This window comes from Leuconostoc suionicum (assembly GCF_001891125.1).
GTDB lineage: Bacteria > Bacillota > Bacilli > Lactobacillales > Lactobacillaceae > Leuconostoc > Leuconostoc suionicum.
On sequence record NZ_CP015247.1, the window covers coordinates 1011542 to 1031885 of the forward strand.

Below are 20344 nucleotides of genomic sequence, written 5' to 3' on the forward strand. Positions count from 1 at the left end.
AATCAACCATAAAGGATCTGCAGCTTATGTCTTCTAGTTTATCAGCTCACGAACGTTCTGTCATTGAAACAATGATCAAACTTAATCATTCAACTCGAGAAATAGCCCGTTTCTTAAAGCGTTCTCCTGCAACTATTACCTACGAGTTAAATCGAATTAAACCATACAATGCACAACAGGCTCATCATTTAGCCCAGTGTAATCGGCACAAACACGGTCGCCATCCGACCCTAACACCTGAAATATCAGCTTTTTTGAACCATCACATTGGTATCTTGAAGTGGTCACCAGAAACGGCTGCTCATGTATTGGGTATTGCTTTCAAGACCATCTACAACTGGATTCATCATGGTTTGCTTAAAATTAAGTTATCAGATTTACCTGATAAAGGTATTCGACGTAAACGTCAATCTGACGGCCGTAGACGTGTTTTTGCTCATGGCCGTTCAATTGAAAAACGACCAAAAGCTGTCCAATTAAGACAAGAATTTGGTCATTTTGAAGTTGATACGATGCAATCTGGTAAAACACGTGGCGATGTTTTAGTGACCATCACAGAACGATTGAGTCGACAACATATCATGAGACATGTCAGTGGGCGCAATAGTCAGGCAGTGACACCAGCTATTATTAGGTTTTTCAAGGGTATAAAAAATGCTAAATCAATTACAGTTGATCACGGTCGAGAGTTTGCAAAATATGATGAAATAGAAGAACAGCTAGGCATACCGATGTATTTTGCACACCCATATTCACCAGAAGAACGTGGTAGTAATGAAGTGCTAAATCGATATGTCCGTCGTTTTATCCCAAAAGAACGCAAAATTGAAACCATCAGTCAGAAAGAATTAGATCAAATTAATCATTGGATTAATGCCAGGCCAATGAAAACGCTCAACTGGCAATCACCACGAAAAGTCTTTCAGAAACATGCGGTGTTCGGATGATTCTTGCAATCTGCCATTCAAATTTCAAAATGAACAAACCAATCTGAGCCCTAATAGTCTTACTTCATAAGCAGTTTTTTTTAGACCAATTGTAGTTTTGACCTATGTTATACTAATTACAGCAAACAAGTTAAGATGGTGGCTATCCCTAATGGAGGTGGTGTGCTCATAAGTCAATAATTCGGAATATTTTTTATCTACGGCTGAACTGATTAGGCAACTTTTATTTTTTGATTGGCAAGACTGATTCTTTCGTTGTTGAACCAATGAATATACTTGGACACATCTAAAATTAGATGTGCAATCGATGGAAACCGGAATTGATAAATCATTTCACGCTTTAATAGGGAGTGAAAACTTTCAATTTTGGCATTATCATATGGATGTCCTAGTTTTGAATACGAATGATCAATTTTATGTCGCTTTAACAAATTTTCAAAGCCAAAACTAGTGAACTGACTGCCCATATCAGTGTGTAAATAATTTGGTTTTTTATCAGTTGACAGCGATCTTTGTAGTGTTGTAACTACCAATTTGGTATCCATCGTGGCACTGATTTGATGGGCTAATATCTTACGCGTTTGTAAATCTAAAACTGACGCTAAATAGACCCACTGACCATTACTCAACTTTAAATAAGTGATGTCCATGCTCCAAGCGTTGACTTCGGGTAAATGCCTGATTAAGTTGGGACGTTGACGATAATCAACAGTTGTCGTTGGTTTGTTAAATCGACGACTCATGACAGAGTATATGCCAGCTTCTCGCATTAAACGACGAACTCGGTTGGTTCCATGATGCAAATTCAGATCAGCTAATGCTAATCGCAGACGTGGCGCGCCATAAGCTTTATAGTTATTTTGCCAAATTTCACGCAACAAAGCTTTTAAGATCGTGTCTTCTCGTTGTCGTTGGCTCTCAGTATAGTGAACCCAATCAAAGTAGGTGCTTTTGGGTATTTTGAGTAGGCGAAGCACCATCATGAGTTTAAAATGCTGTTTTAGCAATGATTGAACAATAGGAAAATGGGTCTTACGTGTTACTTGCGATGTTCGCCCAGCAAAACGGCCGCAATTTTTAAAATTTCGTTTTCTTCTTTGAGTCTTGCGACTTCTTTCTGCATTGCATTAAATTGGGCGCGAGTCACTGGCTTACCGGTAACGTCCGTCCCAATGATTTGGGCTTTCTTCACCCAACCCGTGACGGTTTGTACAGCCAAATGGTATTCATTGGCTAGAGAATTAGCAGAACGTCCCTCATTATACAAGGTGACAATTGATGACTTAAATTCTGTTGAGTATCGCTTAGCTTTCATAATATAAAAAAACTCCTATACTTGATTATCTCGGATTATGCCCTAGAAATAAAGCGGTCCGGATTTTCAGTATACGAGCAGAAATGCCTTGACATTAGCAAAGAAATATTATAAAGTTAAACCAACAATTAAATCACGTGTTATATCAAGAGCTAGTGAGTGGTTACACACTTTGACCTAGCAGCAACCTGCCAATTGGTAAGGTGCTCCACTGTAAACGGATATACGTCACTTAACCGTGTTCGTATATCGAGCGCGGTTTTTTTGTGGCAAAGTCCCAGTGACGTTAAACAGGAGAAATAGATGTCAAGTATACTAGATGATCAACTACGATTAATGGCTTTAAAGCAATACGGGTTAATTGAATCAATTAAAACACCCGGCATTTCTGAAGCAGATTTAACATTAATACTGAAAAATACAGAAAATGAAACTATTGAACAATTAGCAACTGAGCAGCTGCAACATCTTAATAGTCAGGCCATCCAAAATAATTTGAATTTGTATCACAAATTCTATGATTTGAAAGGTATGGCAGCTTACAGGGCGAGAACACAAAGTGTTATCGAACTGAAAAACAGATATAAGAAAGCTAATCCTGATGAAAAAGTTAAAATTCTGGATATTTTATATAATGCTAATTAATGTGATGGAACACTCAGACCAGGATTTTTTGTGTCTGTCGTGATATCAAGTGCTGTTTAAAAGCTAAATTAGATTATTGATTTGATAGAACGCAATCTTGTTCAATTAGTATGGTCAACTTGCGTTGATTAGTGGCATAATATAATTAACTTAACTTTGGAGAAAATTGAGAATATGGAAGAGAAAAGTGTCATTAGTACTGCTAACGAGATTGTTCTACAAAATACAATAGGTGACGAACTAAGTCTCATTCGGACGGCCCCTAATAATTTGAAGTCTGATGGTTTTCAGGAAATTTTAATTAACAGCGAAGTGATTGGTAGTTCAATGTATGGGTTGAACATTTTAACCTAAACTTTAAATTTTTCATCTGAGGGCCTACGCCTCTTTACAAACACGGTGCCAGTAACACAATTAAAGCAGTATGCTAATCCTCAATGGTTAAAGGTGAGGGTATATGATAGTTACGCCTAGTTGATTTATTCAAGTAGGCACACTATCCTAAATTTGTCTAATCACGTATATTGGAAAACAAACAGAACTGTAAGGAGGTAGCTATAGTTATAGAAAACTGATTCTGGAAACACCATTACAAGCTTTGTGTCAGCAAAATTTTTAGCACAGAATGTAATCGGCGTTGATTGTACAATCAGGGTAGTTGCTCGAATAGATTTGAATTCTCAGAAGCAAGAAAATAATAAAAAAATTTTTTCGTGTATCGAAATCTGGATTGGCAACGGGAGACAACACCCAATAACACCTTAATTGTTGGGACTAAACATCAGCATCCTTTAGAATAACAATTAGCTTTTAAACGTAATTAATTTCAAAATAAAGAATCACAAACAAAATTAGAGCAGCAACAACGATCAGCATTCCAGGGAAAATTTTTAATTAATATGAGGCAGAAATCAATAATTTAAAAGCATTAACGCCACCTCATGAGGATAGTAAACAAGAGGTAGTCGCACACGCCATGAACCAGAAGTTAGCACATCGGACGTGCAAACTAAACCTAAAAAGTGGTGGCGTTTTTTTGAAAATAGTAACAACAAAAAAAGAAAAGAAGAATAGTTTAATGGCGGAAGATAAATTTGAACAAGCAGCTATTGACAAGCCAAAGACTGAAGCTAGAAAACTGAATTGCTTCAAAGATTAAGTTTTTTTACATTATACCAATGTACATTAAAGTCTATTTATTGGATATTCACTTTTGAAATGGAGAGTTATGATGGCAATTCCTATAATGATATCTAACACAGGTAGTAATACTGTTCTAAATGCTATGAAAGACATTATTGATAAAACTAGTGTGGTTGATATTGCTACAGCTGGGATGTCTATTTACGCCTTGGACGCGTTAAAAAGTGAACTGAAGCAAGCTAAAAAAGTTAACTTGATGTTAACTCAGCCTTTGAAAGCGCCTGAATCGTCAGAAAAGACGCGACAATATGTGTTCAATCCAGATTATGATATCAATGGAAATGAATTTGAAATTTCGTTAAAAAATAAAATGACAACGACTTCTATTGCACGTGATTTGACACGTGTAATAAAAGAGAAGCTGGTGATTCGTGAAGTGCCGCAAGGAAGTATGCAGAACCTCGCGCTCATTAAGAATGCAGACGATGGTCTGTTTATTCAGAATTTTGACTTGCACGCCGACAAGCTGGGTATGGTTAAGTCAAACATGACGTGGCCAGTTAGTGCTATGGGAATGACAGTTGATGAAATCACGCCATGGATTGATAATTTTCAACAACTCTGGGATAACAACTCTCATGAGATAACGCAGATATTGCTAGATCGGTTGGAGCGGTTGTACGACGAGAACACACCAGAATGGCTGTATTTTGTCACAATTTATAACATCTTTCATGATCAAATCGATGAAATCACGGGTAAAAGTGTTATTCGTGAAGGTGTTGATTTCAAGGAGACAAAGATTTGGAGTCTCTTGTATCAATTCCAAAAGGATGGGGCTTCAGGGCTTATTGAGAAGCTTGAAAAGTACAATGGGGCTATTTTAGCGGACTCTGTGGGTCTTGGTAAGACTTTCTCTGCTCTTGCTGTGATTAAGTATTATGAAATGCGTAATGACCGAGTTCTTGTATTGGCGCCCAAGCGTTTGCGCGAGAACTGGACGCTCTACACACAAAACGATGACCGTAACCCTTTGGTAGATGATCGATTTAATTACATGGTCTTAAATCATACTGATTTGAGTCGTACATCAGGTATGTCGGGCGACGTTGATCTTGAACACGTCAACTGGGGTAATTATGACCTTGTGGTGATTGATGAGTCGCACAACTTCCGAAATGCTAATGATGAAGGCATGAGTCGCTACGGACGTTTGATGAATAAAATCATTAAGAGTGGCGTTCGAACTAAGGTGTTACTACTGTCTGCAACGCCGGTAAACAATCGCCTAACCGACATCAAGAACCAAATTGCATTCATTACTGAAGGTCGTGATGACCACTTGAGTCAGTGGGGAATTGATAGCATTAATAACACACTTCGTTTGGCGCAACAAAGTTTCAATGAGTGGGATAAGTTGCCGGATGAGCAGCGTAATACGCAAACATTCCAAGACTTGGTGAACCCTGACTATTTCAAATTGTTGGATTTGCTAACGATTGCACGTTCACGTAAGCACATTGAAAAGTACTATTCAACAAAGGACATAGGGGAGTTCCCACATCGACTAAAGCCAATTAATATGAAATCACAATTGGACAAACTTAACAGGTTTATGCCAATTGAGGATGTCGCGGATTTGATCAATGGCATGATGTTTGCAACGTATCGTCCTTTGAGTTATATTCTGCCTAACAAAAAGCGAGAGTATGAGAAGCTGTATTCTTCAACTGGAGCAAGTTCTGAATTTGGCGCTGGATTGTCACAAGAAGCTCGCGAAGGTGCAATTGCAAATTTGATTCGAGTGAATTACCTAAAGCGTTTGGAATCATCGGTATTTGCGTTTAGGTTAACACTTGAGCGTACTCGTGCAAATATGTACGCAATGTTAGAACGTATTGTTGACGCAGAAAAGAATCCCGGCAGTCAACATAGTATTTCTGATTTTGATCAATCAGAGAATTTGTTTGATGATGAAGAGATTGATGATTTGGTCATAGGTAATAAAACTCGTAAGTTCTTTTTGGGTGATATTGATCTAATCGCCTTTAAACAGGCCATTGAAGCTGATGTGGCTGTTGTTACACGTATCTTGGATTCAGCATCTCAAGTTACCGTTGAACGGGACAATAAGTTGGATGAGCTGAAAGAGTTGATTTCAACAAAAATTCAGCATCCGTTAAATGGTGATAACAAAAAAGTTATCGTGTTCACGGCCTTTGCTGATACGGCGCGTTATTTATACGACAATTTGAATGAAGGATTGCTTGAACGATATGGGGTTAAATCGGCGCTTATTACGGGGCAAGATAATCAATCGAACGCAAACATTAGCAAAAAAGATATGACCAGCATTTTGTTGAACTTCTCTCCAAAGTCAAAGGGTCGAGTCACTGGTGGTGACGATATTGATATTCTGTTTGCGACAGATACCATTTCTGAAGGACAAAACCTACAAGACGCGGATTATCTTGTCAATTATGATATTCACTGGAATCCGGTTCGAGTCATTCAACGATTCGGACGAATTGACCGTATTGGATCCACCAATAAGCAAATTCAATTAGTTAATTTCTGGCCTAATGTTGAGCTTGATGATTACATTAATCTCGAGAGTCGTGTTCGTAACAAGATGGTTTTATTGAACGCTTCTGCCACTGGTGAGGAAGATGTTTTGAATGACAGTGGTGACAAGATGAATGACTTGAAGTACCGTCAGGCACAATTGGAGTCACTACAAAACGAAGTCTTGGATATGGAAGATGTGAATGGTGCAATTTCTATTACCGATTTGACGTACAATGATTTTAAAAGTGACTTAAAGGCAGCACTGGAAACGTATGGAGACAAGTTGTCCGATGCCCCAAAGGGTATGTATGCGTTAACTAAGAGTTCTTTGCTGGATGACGCGGAACCTGGTGTTGTTTTTGCATTGCGTCAAACTATTGATGGCATCGGACGAGAGAACAGTATTTTGTCATATATCCTGATTTATATTTGCAATGACGGAACAGCTAAGTACCAGTACACGCAATCTAAGCAGATTTTGGATGTCTATAAGCGATTGGCGAGTGGTCAAAATGAAGTGTTTAATGAGTTGTTGTCATCGTTTAATGAGGAGACGAATGAAGGAATTGATATGTCGTTCTACACAAATTTGTTAAACCGTGCAATTGAGCAAATTAAGGGCCGAAAAGAGGAAGTTGGAATTGCCTCTCTGTTTTTGGATGAAATTAGCACGGTTCAACCGGATTTGTTCGACGAACTGGATGACGTTGAATTAATTTCCTTTTTGATAATTAGAGGTAACTAAACATGGCTGTGGATAATCAAACAATAGAGTTATTGATTAATAAGGCATATTTTCCGAAAGCTGCATTATATAATCGGGTAATTGCAAAAGAGGCGATTTATAAAGCTGGACATATTGGCATACCTGACCAGAAATTAATTACAAATAACGTCAAGCAAATCAACTGGTTGTTTGTAATTAAAACAAGCAATAGTAATATTCCAGAATATATAGGGACTGAAGATTTTTCTGTCCGGGAATTGGATTATATTCATGTTGAATTAAAAGAGGCTGAGTATAGAGAGAAAATTGCTGCAATTATCCTCAAATCTATTCCGAAAGTATCAATTGTTGAATTAGTTCGGAATGACACCGACGGTGCTGAGTATCATCAATGGATACTTGCAGATTACGGGTCCAAAAAGAGAACTGAGAATTTAGTCTCGGCTCAAAAATTCCATCATTCTGCTGAAGTGCTTGTGGATGATATCAATGAGTTTATGGAGATATTAAGGTTTGATAATGTCGTGATATCAAATCTAAAGGCACTGTACAAGAATTGGATTTCCAAAATTGAAAAGTACAATTTTTCCAAACGAGTTTCAGGATTGATTGATAATGATACCGATTTTGAACAAAAGAACAAAGAGATACTGGAATTGGAGCTGAAAATACGGCGATTGACAACTGCTGCTCAAAAAGAAAAACAGTTAAATAAACGAATGAAGTTGACAGCTGAAATTCGTAAGTTAAAGTTGCAGCTTAAGGGTATTATAGACCCCCATAAGTAGACAGGATGATCGGATAAAAACATGGAATCTCAAATTCAAAAAATAACAGGTTTAACTGAAGACTATCGAATGCAGATTATGGAAATTTTAAAGAGTGACATGCCTACATTGTTTGATGAAAACGGTGATGTTAACAGGGATGTTCTTCTAGCGCTATTAGATGGTGAAAATAACGATAATGTGAAATATGAATTTAATTGGCCTGGTAAGGCTGAGGCAATTCGTTCCGCATTTAGTGCTACTGATTCTACATTGTTACCTAGAGTAGATAAGTCTAAAAATTGGGATGAAACTGACAATATCTATATTGAGGGTGACAATCTTGAAAGTCTAAAGTTGTTACAGAAGAGTTATCAAGGAGCTATTAAGATGATATATCTTGATCCTCCGTACAACACGGGACGTGATTTCGTGTACAAGGATAATTACACAACGCCTCTAAAAGCATATCTTCAAGTAACGGGTCAACGTGATTCTGAGGGGAACAAAACATCTACTAATTCTGAAACTAATGGTAAATATCATTCAAATTGGTTGTCAATGATGCTGCCAAGGTTAATTCTTGCTAGAAACTTATTGACGGACGATGGGGTTATGTTTATCTCCATTGACGATCATGAATTCGCTAATTTGAAAAAGTTATTACTAATTTCCGGATTCTCAGAAGATGATATCTTGAGTACTTTAATTTGGCGTTTGCCACGAGGCATTAATGCTGGAATTATTTCGAAAGCTCATGAGTATGTTCTTGTAGTGGCGAAAGATTATACTAAAATCAGTCATTTTAAATCCTCAGGAGACGAAGCATACATTATAGATCGAACAAATAAAAGGGTTGATGGACGTCACCCAGCAAGTATTATTCATTTTCCTGCCGGAAGTGTGCGTTTTGACGGGGATTCCGCAGAATTTAAGGATGAAATACCTGGAAATGAGTTAATTAAGATTCATGGAGTCTTGAAGTTTAAAGATGGAATGTTAGCTAATGATGTTGATTTGGAAGCTGGGTGGACCAACAAAAATATGATTAAGTCATTCCTCCGGGGCGAACAGGTCTTCGATTCTAAAGGTCAAAAAATTGAAGAGTTTTTCTTTAAAACTAATGGGAAGTTGTATTCTAAGAAACTGAAGTCAACTCAGGTTATTAAAACCGTGACGGATGGGTTGCCAGATAATCAGGCAGCGAAGGATGAAATTATTTCTTTATTTGGTGAAGATGCTTTTTCGTTCCCAAAACCGTCTGATTTAATTAAATGGATGATGTCACTTGTCATTGAAGATGGGGATATTGTAGCGGATTTCTTTTCTGGTTCGGGAACATTAGGCCATGCCGCGTTTAAAATGGCCAGTGAAGGAACTGCTAATCGGTTTATCATGGTTCAGTTGCCGGAGAATTTAGATGAATCAGTTTTAAACGCTACTGGTGATGCCAAAACGGCGATTGAACAAACTATTCAGGTCTTGGAAAAACTTGGGAAGCCGCATGCTCTGACTGAATTAGCGGAGGAGAGACTAAAGAGAGCGGGGCGGGTGGTGCAAGAGAACACAGAGAATGTGATTATTGATACTGGGTTCAAAGTGTTTGAGTTAGCTTCTTCAAATATTAAAAAGTGGAACGTTAATCGGCAAACTGATTTGTTGGATTTTAATGCAAAAAATTTAAAAGACAGCCGTTCTAATTTAGACTTAGTCTATGAAGTTCTGATTAAAGAAGGCCTAGATCTTTCTGCGAACATTGATGAAATATCAGTTGGTACGGGTTCCGTCTACAATGTTGAATATGGTTCTCTTTTTGTGGTTGTTGGTGAAATGTTGACAAGAGAAGTCGCAAACGTCATTTCACGTTTGAGGGAATATGCGGAGAAACAAGAAGACTTAATTGTGTCAAATGTGATTTTGTCCGACAATGCCTTTGTCAACACTGAGGAAAAGTTGAACTCGTTAGAAATCTTAAAAAATGCGGGATACGATATGTCTGAAATTAAGTCAATTTAGTGAGGAGCAAGTAAGTGAAAATAAGGTTTGATCAGCTTGCGTATCAGGATGATGCGGTTAATTCCGCTGTTAATATCTTTAGGGGACAAGAGATACGGCAAAACAACTTCACTGTTGTGGGCCCTGAAATGTTGGGACAGCAGCAAAATGATGTTGGTGTTGGAAATTCTTTAGGAGTATCTCGTAAGGTGTTGCTAGAAAACGTTAGAGAGATACAAATTACTAATGGAATTTCACCAATTGAGGCTATGCCCGTCGGATTTCCACAATTTAATGTGGAAATGGAAACTGGTACAGGTAAAACTTTTGTGTATTTCAAAACCATCTTGGAGTTACACAAGGTATATGGATTTACGAAGTTTGTCATCCTAGTGCCATCGGTTGCAATCCTTGAAGGTGTGCGCAAAACTTACGAAATAACGAAAGAATATTTTAAGTCTCAGTATGATGGTGAAGTGTTTAACACGTTTGTATATAATCCGGATAAACCTACTGAGGTTAGAAATTATGCTACATCAGCAACGATTAATATTATGATAATTAATATTCAAAAATTTAATCGTGATGATACTAAGTTCAAACAGCCGATGGAGAAATTGGAAGGTGTTGCACCCATTGATGTAGTGCAAAAAACTAATCCGATTCTTATAATTGATGAACCACAGTCAACAGATAACACTGAAAATGCAAAGGCCGCAATTCGAGACTTGCATCCATCCGTTGCGTTTAGGTACTCAGCAACTCACCGTGATAAGTCATACCCATTGATTTATCGTTTGGGGCCGGTTGAAGCATATGATCAAGAATTGGTTAAGCAAATTGTGGTTTCTTCTATTGAAGCTGATGCGGATGGAAATGAAGCATACATGCGCCTGATTAGTACGGACGCTAAGAAGCAAACTGCTAAACTGGGTGTCTACAAGTTTAAGAAGGGTGCTGCAGGTGAGCAGGCTGAAATCACAGTGAAGAAGGGTGATAATATCGCTCTAAAGACGAAGCTTAGTGTCTATGATGACTATGGCGACGTTCAGGATATCGACTTTACACGTGATGATGATCCAAACACACAGGCTGTACACTTTACAACTCACGAGTCGCTGACTATGGCATCTCAAAATATTCAGGATGAGAATGCTAAGCGTTTGCAAATTCGAAATACAATCCGGAATCACTTGAATAAGGAATTGTACTTGAATCCTAGGGGGATTAAAGTATTGAGTTTGTTCTTTATTGATGAGGTTGCGAAGTACCGTGCGTCACAAGATGAAGATGCGGAACTTGGTGAGTATGGTCGGTGGTTTGAGGAAGAATATGAGCGACTTATTGCTGAAGATACGTATAAAAATTTGCGTGATCGAGATGTGCAAGTGCGCGAAGTTCACAATGGTTATTTCTCAGTTGATGGAAAAACGGGAGCTTTCAAGAATTCTCGAGTAGACACTAAGGGGAATAATAAGGCAACTAAGGACGATGAATCTGCATATGAGACCATAATGAAGAATAAGGAAGGGTTGCTTACCTTTTACGATGAAGAAAAGGGTAATACTTCAAACGCCAATAAGCTGCGATTCATCTGGTCGCACTCAGCGTTGAAGGAAGGTTGGGATAATCCCAATGTGTTCCAAATTGCAACTCTGGTGGAAACGAAAGATACAATTACGAAGCGTCAAAAGATTGGTCGTGGATTGCGTATCGCGGTTAACCAAGATGGACAACGTGTTCCTGGTTTTGATGTGAACACGTTGACGGTGATGGCCAATGAGTCTTATGAGAAGTTTGCTACCGATCTTCAAAAAGAATATGAAGACGACGGTGTTGAATTTGGTAAGTTCGAAGACATCATCTTTACCAAAATCGAACGTACAGTGGTGGCTGAAGATGGTACTGAATCTACACGCCACTTGACGGTTGATGAGTCAACACAACTGGTTACCGAACTTGTTGATGCCGGTTACTTGTCATCAAATAGAAAGGCAACTTCAAAGTTGCAAGAAGCCGTTCAACGTCAAACAATTGAACTTAGTGATGAGTTTGGTGACGTTAAGGCTGAAGTTCTTCGAATTGCGGAGCATAATATGGGACGTGTACCGGTTAAGCGAGATATGCCGATTAAGGATGTCCCTGCAAAGTTGGATTTGATTAAAGATCCCAACTTCTTGGAGCTTTGGAATCATATTAACAAGAAGACAACTTACGAAATCCACTTTGATGAAGACCAATTTGTCAATTTAGCTGTAGCTCGACTTAAGCATGGTTCACCAATTAGTCGGGTGCAATATACAACGCGTATGGCATCAATTAAGCAGACCGATGGTGGAATTGTTTACGATGCCGAACAAGGTGATGGTACTCGTGAAACGGTTGCGAAGGCAGAATACGACTTGAGTAAGTTCGATATTTTGACTTATCTTCAAAATGAAACTGGCCTCACTCGTCGGATTATTGCACGCATTTTGAATGGTGCTGCTGATCGAGTTACTGCTGATTTCAAGATGAACCCAGTTGCGTACGAAGAGTACGTTGGCGACTTGTTGAATGAACTAAAAGAGAATCACATCGCTGAAAACATCGTTTACAAGATGACCGATGAAGAATGGGATGCTGAGTTATTCAAGTCTGAGCCTTTGCGCGGTGTTGTTGAAGGTGACACGCCAAACATGGTTTCGGTTAGTGATGATAAGACGCCATACGCATATGTACGTTACGACTCTAAGATTGAAAAGAAGTTCGCCGAATCGGCTAACCTGGACAATAACGTCAAGTACTTCATTAAGTTACCGTCTTGGTTTAATATTTCAACACCAACACGAAACTACAATCCCGACTGGGCAGTTCTCAGGGAAATTAATGGCGATAAGGTGATGCATTTTGTCGCTGAAACCAAGGGAACAATTGAATCAGAACTAGCACGACCTGAGCGTGTACGCATTCAATATGGTCGTAAACATTTCAAAGCTTTGAGGCGTGACGGTGTTGATGTTGAGTACCGTGTCGTTACAGATGAAAATCAATTATAATTTATATCACGCTGACCTATAGGGTCTATAATTAGTAATGACCCCTCAAAAAGACAATTAAAACAGCCCCCATTATCTACCGGTTAGATAATGGGGGCTGTTTTGTTGTTAAGTGATATAATAAACCATAAAAGAAGTTTAGAAATACGGTCCTGGTCATCAATAAATAAACAATTTATTTAATTAATTATTTAATTAATTATTTAATTTCAGAAAGGTATATATAAATCATGGCGCAACAAATTGTCCTACCCATCAAAGACTCCAACGTCTTAAAGATGGTACAAGATACACTTCTCGATAGTTTCTGTACTTCTTGGCATTTTAGAAAGGAAATCTTCTCATGAAAATTCTTGTTACCGGATTTGATCCCTTTGGCGACGATAAAATTAATCCTGCGATTGAAGCCGTGAAACGTTTGCCGGATGAAATTGCTGGGGCACAAATCGTTAAATTGGAAATTCCGACAAAGTTTAATGTTTCAGCCGATGTCGTTAAAGATGCTATTGCCAAAGAAAAGCCTGACTATGTGTTGAGCATTGGTCAGGCTGGTGGCCGGTTTGAACTCACGCCGGAGCGAGTTGCGATTAACTTGGATGACGGTCGGATTCAAGATAATGCCGGGTATCAGCCACTTAATCACACGATTCATGGCGATGGCGAGAATGCCTACTTTACCCAGTTACCAATTAAGGCCATGGCCAAAGCCATTCGGGAAGCTGGTGTTCCGTCAGCAGTCTCCAACACAGCAGGCACTTACGTCTGCAACCACATTTTTTATCAGGTACAGTATATGCTGGATAAGATGTTTCCCGATATTAAGGCCGGCTTCATGCATATTCCATTTTTGCCGGAACAGGTTGTCACTCGTCCGGAAACACCAGCGTTGTCATTGGACGATGATGTTTTAGGCATCACTGCCGCTATCAAGGCCATCGTGTCCCGTGACGGCAAAGGCGATATCGAAACGATTGAAGGCAAGGATCACTAAAAGCCTGTTTAGTGTTTTTGCAGAACAGCTGAATTTTAGATATGCTTTGGTAGATTATTGTAAAATTAATCCGAACGCTGTTCGGACGAAAAAGACCAGCTTCCTTTAAAATGGTGTTTACCACAACCCATTTTTAGGAGCTGATCTTTTGTCTAGTATAACCTATTCAGAATGAATTAAAATCGAAACTTTTTGTGAGCTAGGTCTGTCCAATACCCAAGTGGCTGATCGGTTAAATCCATATTCAAAATATTAACTTTGACATTTTCTTTAAACAACTCTTGGATAATGGCTAACGCCTCGCGCGTGTTCCGCGCAAACCGATCCAACTTAGTGACAATCAAAGTATCGCCTGTTTTTAGAACGCGCAACAGTTTTTGAAACTCCGGTCGTTCAGTAGTTGTGCCGGTAAACTTTTCTTGAAAGATTTTTTCTGCTCCTGCAAATTTTAGTAACTCAATTTGATTTGCTAATTTTTCATCAGTGGTACTGACCCGCGCATAGCCATATTTCATCTTTTTATCTCATTACTTATGTCATTAAGTAATGAAACGGATCTAACCCTTTAATTATTGACTTATAAGCAGCTTCCAAAAAAACTTTCACAAAGTCTTTGGAAGCCTTATTTTAATACTCATTTTTCAAAATTTCACAAGCGTTCGAGTTTTAGACCAATTGGTATTTTGGAGTATGCTATACTAGTTACAGCAAACAAGTTAAGATGGTGGCTATCCCGAATGGAGGTGGTGCTTATGGTGTAACAGCTAGAAGCCCAGATTCTAGGAAAGGAGATGCCTAGTGTCCGTATCGGATGCATTACAGCTAATGATTAGCTTTGGAATGTTTATTCTATCGTTAATTACTTTAGTTGTTGTGTTGATCAAAAACAGCGCAAAAAAATAACCATTCTTAGCTTTGGATGAGCGAATGGTTATTAGTTTAACTTAAAGCTTAGCCACCGTCGAAACGGGTTTGCTAGGAGTCGTAGTTAGCGCTACGGCTCTTTTCTATGTCTTTATTATAGCATAGCTTTTTCTTTTGTCACAAATTTAATGTTTTGTTCGCTTGCTTAAACGAACGCTTGTTCGTATAATGAATTATACACAATTGTTTTTGGAGGTTGCTGATGGAAAACGCAATCACAACTGAATATGATTATAGCAAAGAAAACCGTGGCGTGTTCTTCCTAATTGATTCAAAAAGTTTCTACGCCAGTATTGAAAATGTTGAGCGAGGCTTTAATCCATTAAAAAGTGATTTAGTCGTGATGTCTGAACAAGCAAACACTAATGGTGGTTTAGTTCTAGCGGCCTCACCAACAGCTAAGAAGGACTTAGGAATTAGTAATGTGATGCGCCAGCGTGATTTACCTGATGTGCATGGCTTGTTTATCGCACACCCTAGGATGAATAATTATATTGCTGAAAACCTAAAAATCAATAATATTTATCGTCAATATACCGATGATATTAATTTGCTGCCGTACTCGATTGATGAGTCTATTTTAGACGTAACCCACTCTTGGCGGTTGTTTGGTAAAACTCCTGAGGAAGTAGCTTTTAAAATTCAAAAGCAAGTTAGAGCAGAAACAGGTGTCTATTTAACGGTCGGTATTGGTGACACGCCTGTGCTCGCTAAAATAGCCTTAGACATTGAAGCAAAGCACACTAGAAACCTGACGGGTGTTTGGCACTATGAGGATGTGCCGACAAAATTATGGCCCATTACGAAACTTGATGATGTCTGGAGTATTGGCTCCCGTACGGCACACAAACTTGAAGTGATGGGTATCCATTCAATGTACGACTTAGCGCATCAGGATCCTTATCTATTTAGAGCAAAGATGGGGTTAGTGGGTGAGCAATTGTTTGCCTTATCTTGGGGCATTGATCGTACTGATATGACTGAGGTGGTCGTGCCTAAAAGCAAATCATACAGTAATTCTCAGGTATTACCGCGTGATTATAAACGAAAAGAAGAGATTGAGATTGTTGTTCGTGAAATGGCTGATCAAGTGGCTACCAGGATCAGAGCACATAAGAAACAAACTTGTTTGGTTAGCTTGTTCATCGGGTATTCTTTTTCCGAAAGTGAACGCCAGGGAAGTCATGGTTTTAGAAAACAACAAAGAATTGATCCCACTAATGATACCCACAAACTAATGGCAATTATGGTGGCTTTGTTTGAAAAGCATTGGCATGGTGAAGTGATTCGCAATATTGGGATTGATTATGGCGGGTTAATTGAGGACACTGGCGTACAGCTTGACCTCTTTGAACAACCAGAAAAATCAATTAAATCCAACAAGATTGATCAAGTTGTTGATGAAATTCGAAAACGGTTTGGCACCACAGCCCTGATGCGGGCAATGTCCAAAGAAAAAGGCGGTACGGCGATTAACCGTGCCAGCCTTGTTGGTGGTCATAACGGAGGTAACAGCTATGAGTGATGCAGAATTTAGTAAGATGATTAACAATTACTTTCAAAACGACTATCGCGAGCGTGGTAAGGTGAAGTGGAATGGCTATTTTCTGTCAGACCATACCTCAGCTTTAAAACGTGAAGCACAGACCAAAAATGCCGTACCTGTTAAATTACCAATGATGTCCTTAACGGCTTGTCAAAATATCTTGCGTCATGCCGCAGCGAATTATGAATTTGTGACTGTACAACAAAATATTGAGGACACGGACGGTCACTTAGTACCTAACCTAACAGGTTTGGTCGATGGTTTTTCTGACTTGGGTGTATATGTGCAAGAGACCTATATTGCCTTTGAAAATATTAGAGCGGTGGTGAAAGAAGAATGAATCAAATTGATGCTATCATTGTTGATATTAAAAAAATGTTTGCTAAGCAACCTAACACAATCTATGAAGTAAGGGTGGTCGATCAGATATACTCAAAGAAGGTCAATATTTTCTTTGAATACTATAAAATTGGCAAAGCAACACACTCACAACAAATTGCTCGCTTAGACAGTGAGTACAGAGAACAGATACCTGAAATCATTGCTAAAATACGCAAAGAAACGGGCTTAACAGTTAACACTAATATTTAAACAAAGGGGGTTACAAATGATAATTGATGAACATAGACAATGGCTAATAAATTTTTATAAACAACGTGAATGGTATCAGTATTCACCCTTTATCCGACTCAATTTTTTGATGGAAGAAGTTGGTGAGCTGGCACAAACAGTGCGAGCCATTGAACTGGGGCGTGATCATCCCGGTGAAACATCACAAACACCTACGGAGCTTAATGAGCATCTCAAAGAAGAATTAGCCGATGTTTTAGACCAGGTTTTGATTTTGAGTGATAAATATCATTTAGATGTCGACGAACTAATTGTTCAAGGTGAAACCAAATTAAAAAAGCGCTTTCATGAAGACTAAGAATTCATGCTATAATGATAGGCGTAAATGATACCAGTGGCATTTACAACGCGCTTAACCATTGGGTACCAAATGTTATAGTTCGGTAAAAGCTCTGATTATTCAGGGCTTTTTATTTTGTTATGAATTGTGATGACGCGTCCAGTATATCATTAGTGCTAATACAAGTGAAAGAATGAGAATAATTAGCACCAGCATCGCTAAGACACTTTTGATGCCAAAAGCAATAGCTAGACTTATCAAAATAATAAGTGGTAAATAAAAGTACCAATACGAAATCAAATGACCAACAAATAGGATGCTCAAATACAGGATGGTGCCAATGATGTGGCCGAACAGCCAAAATAGAAACATTGCTAATAAACATAAACAAAAAAATAACATGATTTTATGCTCCTATTCAGATAGTTTTGTCAGACAGAGAGAAAAAAGCTCCTTTGTCACTGAAGGATAGTTCAATAGATTCTTAATACCAAAATGCGTTTGCGTATAAGCGCAGACCAAATAACCAAAATACCAATCATGACCTGATTCACTCAGACCTTCTGGGTGGTCAACAAAAAGACGTTGCAGACGCTTTAAAATACGCGGACCAAAAATAGCATCGTCAAAGATTGCTTGTGCTAAACCTGGGTAGATATATTGGCCATTGCTTTCTAAAATGACTGATCCTTTAACATCAGTAGTGGTAGACAATGATTTAGTTGTGAGTTTTGACATGAGTTTTCTCCTTATGGGACAGGTGACCGGTATCAATCCAGCTACGCGTCGCTTTATAAGCGGACTGCTTGAAAGCCGAGCAAGCTAAGACATAAAAGCCAGCCAGGGTGAGCAAGACATACAGCATCGTGCCATTGAGGACCATTAATAAAATATCCCAACTGATAATTGTTGCGGCAATAGTAGTGATAACCTTGGTAATTCGATTCATAGTAGTTCTCCTTGATTATGTACGCACCAGGCAGAAACTTTTTCCTGTCGGCCCTGCCTGTGATTGGTGTGTTATTTCGTTTTGACGAAGAACATGGGGACACAAGCAGCACAGAATACAAGGGTGAGCGTAGCGAATTTACGAAGCCCTTGTATTCTGTGCTAGTGCTTGTTGCTGTGGTATCATCACCACAGCTTACAAGTCACTGGTTGTGGCACAATGTTTGACTTAAAGCGAAGTGGCACCCAAGAGCTTGGCAGGATAAGCGTAGCGTGTTTGATCCCGCTTGCGGGTCTGGGGAACACGGCAAAAAATTTTTACCGCTCATCATCTTCACGCGCAATCATAATCACACCGACTAGGTAATATAAAATATAGACCAGCATGGCAATTAGCATGAGAAGTTTAAAAACGAATACACCCATAAGCACACACTCCTATCTGTGATTAAAATTCCTCGTAGTCCGTGGTCTCTTGTTTGTACTCCGCACTGATTTCACGTAAATCTAAATCATCTGCTCCTAAAATCACTTTTTCGTCAAAATAGTGACATTTACCAATTTCAACAGCTTGTGTCAGTTTCTGTTCATCTGTGAGTGTATCAGGGACATTAACTGCCACTGTTTTAACCAATGTTTTCATATATTTAACGTTGACGATTGCCATATTATTCTCCTTAAATTGTGGTTCTTAGGGTAACGTGTTTACCCTCAGCCAATTCTTCCATGATAAATGCGCTTAATCGCAGTGCTTCATCATCTGATAAATCTATTTCACCCGAGTCATTGCTTGTGGACTCACTGATGTGAATTTCACTCCCGCCCATAGGGAATTCATCAGACCATGAAAAGTAACGTATGGCTATATTTTCAATCACTTCATCATTCATTGTCATTAGTCTCCTGTTGGTTTTGCGTGTAATAGGTGAGTCCGTTTTCTTCAACTTGATTGAAGATTTGGACAAAGTCCTTATCAAGGATATTTTTCTTTTTGTTCAATTCAAATTGTGACCAAGTAAATTCCATTGCTTGATATTGACTGGGAGTAATACTGCTAGGCTTTACTTTGGTATCAAGGCAGAGCATAGCTTGATAAAACAACTTTGGGCTTTCTTTTTGCAAAGCTTGCAAGGTGTTGAAAATGGTGTTAACTAATGAAACACTAACGCTAGCTTCAACCATTTCTTCAAAGCCTTTACTTAATTGCGCTTTATAGTGACTAGTTGGCACTTTGGTCTCATTAAACAAATAAGTCATGTTTGTTATTTCTTGTGCCATTTTGGCAATTGGTAATTTACTAAAATCATCATAGAATTGCTTTGTCATTATTTTTTCTCCAGTTCATCAACATTGACTAATTTAATATTGTTGCCGTATTTGGTGGTTAAAAAGGCAAACGTGTCTTTCAAAATATAATCTGTAGAACGATTAGCGCCATAGATTTGTAAATAAATTGGGTAGCCATGCGTGAGAACAACTTGCTTATCAGTTGAGGCATAACGCACGGTATGACCGCTGTTGCGAATGAGTTGATAATAAACTTCCATCAGAAATAAACCTTTCCAAAACTTTTTCCTGTTGGCAATCGCTCCAATTGAGCTGGTTGCGTCGTGACGGGTAACAATTGGCATGATGACCAAAGAAACACAAGGATTGCGCAGCAACTTGCCACGTCCTTGTGTTTCTTTGTAGAGACTGTTTGGCGCTTGCGCCTTACAGACTCTTTATCATGCGATTGTGAAAACGGCACAGAGCAAACAGAACAATTTGGTGCGATGCGAACGGAAGTGAGCCTTTTGAACCCCCAATTAACTTTACTGGTGTGGTATCAACCACGCCTGTCAAGTTAATGATCAGGGGGACTGGGGAAGGGCTATGAC

Annotated in this window: 22 protein-coding genes and 3 pseudogenes; 16 read left to right on the top strand and 9 right to left on the bottom strand. The window is 38.8% G+C overall.

Annotated elements, in window-relative coordinates:
- Nucleotides 1-26: 26 nt before the first annotated feature.
- On the top strand, nucleotides 27-947 hold the full coding sequence (locus A6B45_RS05045) for an IS30 family transposase (RefSeq protein WP_012268558.1): 921 nt from the start codon (nucleotides 27-29) through the stop codon (nucleotides 945-947).
- 212 nt (nucleotides 948-1159) lie between these two features.
- Here the strand turns inward: A6B45_RS05045 and A6B45_RS05050 are convergent.
- Nucleotides 1160-1987, bottom strand: a pseudogene (locus A6B45_RS05050) (IS3 family transposase); the annotation flags it as partial.
- Entirely contained in the window at nucleotides 1987-2262 is a 276-nt protein-coding gene (locus tag A6B45_RS05055; protein WP_004906421.1) for a transposase, read from the bottom strand. The gene A6B45_RS05055 and the pseudogene A6B45_RS05050, both read right to left, overlap by 1 nt.
- 303 nt (nucleotides 2263-2565) lie before the next feature.
- On the opposite strand from A6B45_RS05055, the gene A6B45_RS05060 reads away from it, so the two are divergent.
- The 9 genes and pseudogenes from A6B45_RS05060 to pcp all read left to right on the top strand — a co-directional run bounded on the left by A6B45_RS05060 (nucleotide 2566) and on the right by pcp (nucleotide 14136).
- On the top strand, nucleotides 2566-2907 hold the full coding sequence (locus A6B45_RS05060) for a hypothetical protein (protein ID WP_072613632.1): 342 nt from the start codon (nucleotides 2566-2568) through the stop codon (nucleotides 2905-2907).
- Nucleotides 2908-3081: 174 nt separating this feature from the next.
- A complete protein-coding gene (locus A6B45_RS05065; protein WP_072613633.1) occupies nucleotides 3082-3261 on the top strand; it encodes a hypothetical protein in 180 nt (59 codons plus the stop codon).
- A gap of 622 nt (nucleotides 3262-3883) precedes the next feature.
- Complete coding sequence (locus A6B45_RS05070) at nucleotides 3884-4066, top strand: hypothetical protein (protein WP_072613634.1); 183 nt, start codon at nucleotides 3884-3886, stop codon at nucleotides 4064-4066.
- Between the two features lie 69 nt (nucleotides 4067-4135).
- A complete protein-coding gene (locus A6B45_RS05075; RefSeq protein ID WP_237048940.1) occupies nucleotides 4136-7363 on the top strand; it encodes a helicase-related protein in 3228 nt (1075 codons plus the stop codon).
- 2 nt (nucleotides 7364-7365) lie between these two features.
- Nucleotides 7366-8133 carry a DUF4391 domain-containing protein gene (locus A6B45_RS05080; RefSeq protein ID WP_072613636.1) on the top strand — a complete coding sequence of 256 codons (768 nt, stop codon included), beginning with the start codon at nucleotides 7366-7368 and terminating at the stop codon, nucleotides 8131-8133.
- A 21-nt stretch (nucleotides 8134-8154) separates the two neighbouring features.
- Nucleotides 8155-10128, top strand: coding sequence for a site-specific DNA-methyltransferase (locus A6B45_RS05085; RefSeq protein WP_072613637.1), 1974 nt, complete (start codon nucleotides 8155-8157; stop codon nucleotides 10126-10128).
- Nucleotides 10129-10142: 14 nt separating this feature from the next.
- Nucleotides 10143-13145 carry a restriction endonuclease gene (locus A6B45_RS05090; RefSeq protein WP_072613638.1) on the top strand — a complete coding sequence of 1001 codons (3003 nt, stop codon included), beginning with the start codon at nucleotides 10143-10145 and terminating at the stop codon, nucleotides 13143-13145.
- A 230-nt stretch (nucleotides 13146-13375) separates the two neighbouring features.
- Nucleotides 13376-13453 (top strand): annotated as a pseudogene (locus tag A6B45_RS10565) (site-specific integrase); the annotation flags it as partial.
- 35 nt (nucleotides 13454-13488) lie between these two features.
- On the top strand, nucleotides 13489-14136 hold the full coding sequence (gene pcp / locus A6B45_RS05095; protein ID WP_072613639.1) for a pyroglutamyl-peptidase I: 648 nt from the start codon (nucleotides 13489-13491) through the stop codon (nucleotides 14134-14136).
- A gap of 227 nt (nucleotides 14137-14363) precedes the next feature.
- Here pcp and A6B45_RS05100 read toward each other — a convergent pair.
- Nucleotides 14364-14651: pseudogene (locus A6B45_RS05100) on the bottom strand (recombinase family protein); the annotation flags it as partial.
- A 325-nt stretch (nucleotides 14652-14976) separates the two neighbouring features.
- Here A6B45_RS05100 and A6B45_RS10570 point away from each other — a divergent pair.
- The 5 genes from A6B45_RS10570 (at nucleotide 14977) to A6B45_RS05125 (ending at nucleotide 17534) form a co-directional block, all read left to right on the top strand.
- Nucleotides 14977-15039, top strand: a complete 63-nt coding sequence (locus tag A6B45_RS10570; protein WP_223317226.1) for a hypothetical protein — start codon at nucleotides 14977-14979, stop codon at nucleotides 15037-15039.
- Between the two features lie 223 nt (nucleotides 15040-15262).
- Nucleotides 15263-16585: a Y-family DNA polymerase gene (locus A6B45_RS05110; protein ID WP_072613641.1), complete on the top strand. Its 1323-nt coding sequence runs from the start codon at nucleotides 15263-15265 to the stop codon at nucleotides 16583-16585.
- Nucleotides 16578-16946 carry a hypothetical protein gene (locus A6B45_RS05115; protein ID WP_072613642.1) on the top strand — a complete coding sequence of 123 codons (369 nt, stop codon included), beginning with the start codon at nucleotides 16578-16580 and terminating at the stop codon, nucleotides 16944-16946. Before A6B45_RS05110 ends, A6B45_RS05115 begins: the two co-directional genes overlap by 8 nt.
- Nucleotides 16943-17197, top strand: a complete 255-nt coding sequence (locus A6B45_RS05120; RefSeq protein WP_011679840.1) for a hypothetical protein — start codon at nucleotides 16943-16945, stop codon at nucleotides 17195-17197. Before A6B45_RS05115 ends, A6B45_RS05120 begins: the two co-directional genes overlap by 4 nt.
- Before the next feature lie 16 nt (nucleotides 17198-17213).
- Nucleotides 17214-17534, top strand: coding sequence for a MazG nucleotide pyrophosphohydrolase domain-containing protein (locus tag A6B45_RS05125; RefSeq protein WP_004915900.1), 321 nt, complete (start codon nucleotides 17214-17216; stop codon nucleotides 17532-17534).
- Between the two features lie 396 nt (nucleotides 17535-17930).
- Here the strand turns inward: A6B45_RS05125 and A6B45_RS05135 are convergent, their stop codons facing one another.
- Together A6B45_RS05135 and A6B45_RS05140 are read right to left on the bottom strand one after the other, a co-directional pair.
- Nucleotides 17931-18254: a hypothetical protein gene (locus A6B45_RS05135; protein ID WP_072613644.1), complete on the bottom strand. Its 324-nt coding sequence runs from the start codon at nucleotides 18252-18254 to the stop codon at nucleotides 17931-17933.
- Nucleotides 18235-18465, bottom strand: a complete 231-nt coding sequence (locus A6B45_RS05140) for a hypothetical protein (protein WP_072613645.1) — start codon at nucleotides 18463-18465, stop codon at nucleotides 18235-18237. Before A6B45_RS05140 ends, A6B45_RS05135 begins: the two co-directional genes overlap by 20 nt.
- A 17-nt stretch (nucleotides 18466-18482) precedes the next feature.
- On the opposite strand from A6B45_RS05140, the gene A6B45_RS05145 reads away from it, so the two are divergent.
- On the top strand, nucleotides 18483-18692 hold the full coding sequence (locus A6B45_RS05145; protein ID WP_072613646.1) for a hypothetical protein: 210 nt from the start codon (nucleotides 18483-18485) through the stop codon (nucleotides 18690-18692).
- A gap of 220 nt (nucleotides 18693-18912) precedes the next feature.
- Here A6B45_RS05145 and A6B45_RS05150 read toward each other — a convergent pair whose 3' ends face one another.
- Genes A6B45_RS05150 through A6B45_RS05165 form a run of 4 tightly spaced genes read right to left on the bottom strand, consistent with a single transcriptional unit; the run spans nucleotide 18913 to nucleotide 20128 of the window.
- Nucleotides 18913-19131 (bottom strand): hypothetical protein, encoded by a 219-nt coding sequence (locus A6B45_RS05150; RefSeq protein ID WP_072613647.1) that lies wholly within the window; start codon nucleotides 19129-19131, stop codon nucleotides 18913-18915.
- Between the two features lie 10 nt (nucleotides 19132-19141).
- Nucleotides 19142-19354: a hypothetical protein gene (locus A6B45_RS05155; protein ID WP_072613648.1), complete on the bottom strand. Its 213-nt coding sequence runs from the start codon at nucleotides 19352-19354 to the stop codon at nucleotides 19142-19144.
- Nucleotides 19347-19790, bottom strand: a complete 444-nt coding sequence (locus tag A6B45_RS05160) for a hypothetical protein (protein WP_072613649.1) — start codon at nucleotides 19788-19790, stop codon at nucleotides 19347-19349. Before A6B45_RS05160 ends, A6B45_RS05155 begins: the two co-directional genes overlap by 8 nt.
- The gene (locus A6B45_RS05165; RefSeq protein WP_237048941.1) at nucleotides 19790-20128 is read right to left on the bottom strand and encodes a hypothetical protein; all 339 of its coding nucleotides are present in this window, start codon (nucleotides 20126-20128) and stop codon (nucleotides 19790-19792) included. Before A6B45_RS05165 ends, A6B45_RS05160 begins: the two co-directional genes overlap by 1 nt.
- Nucleotides 20129-20344 lie beyond the last annotated feature (216 nt).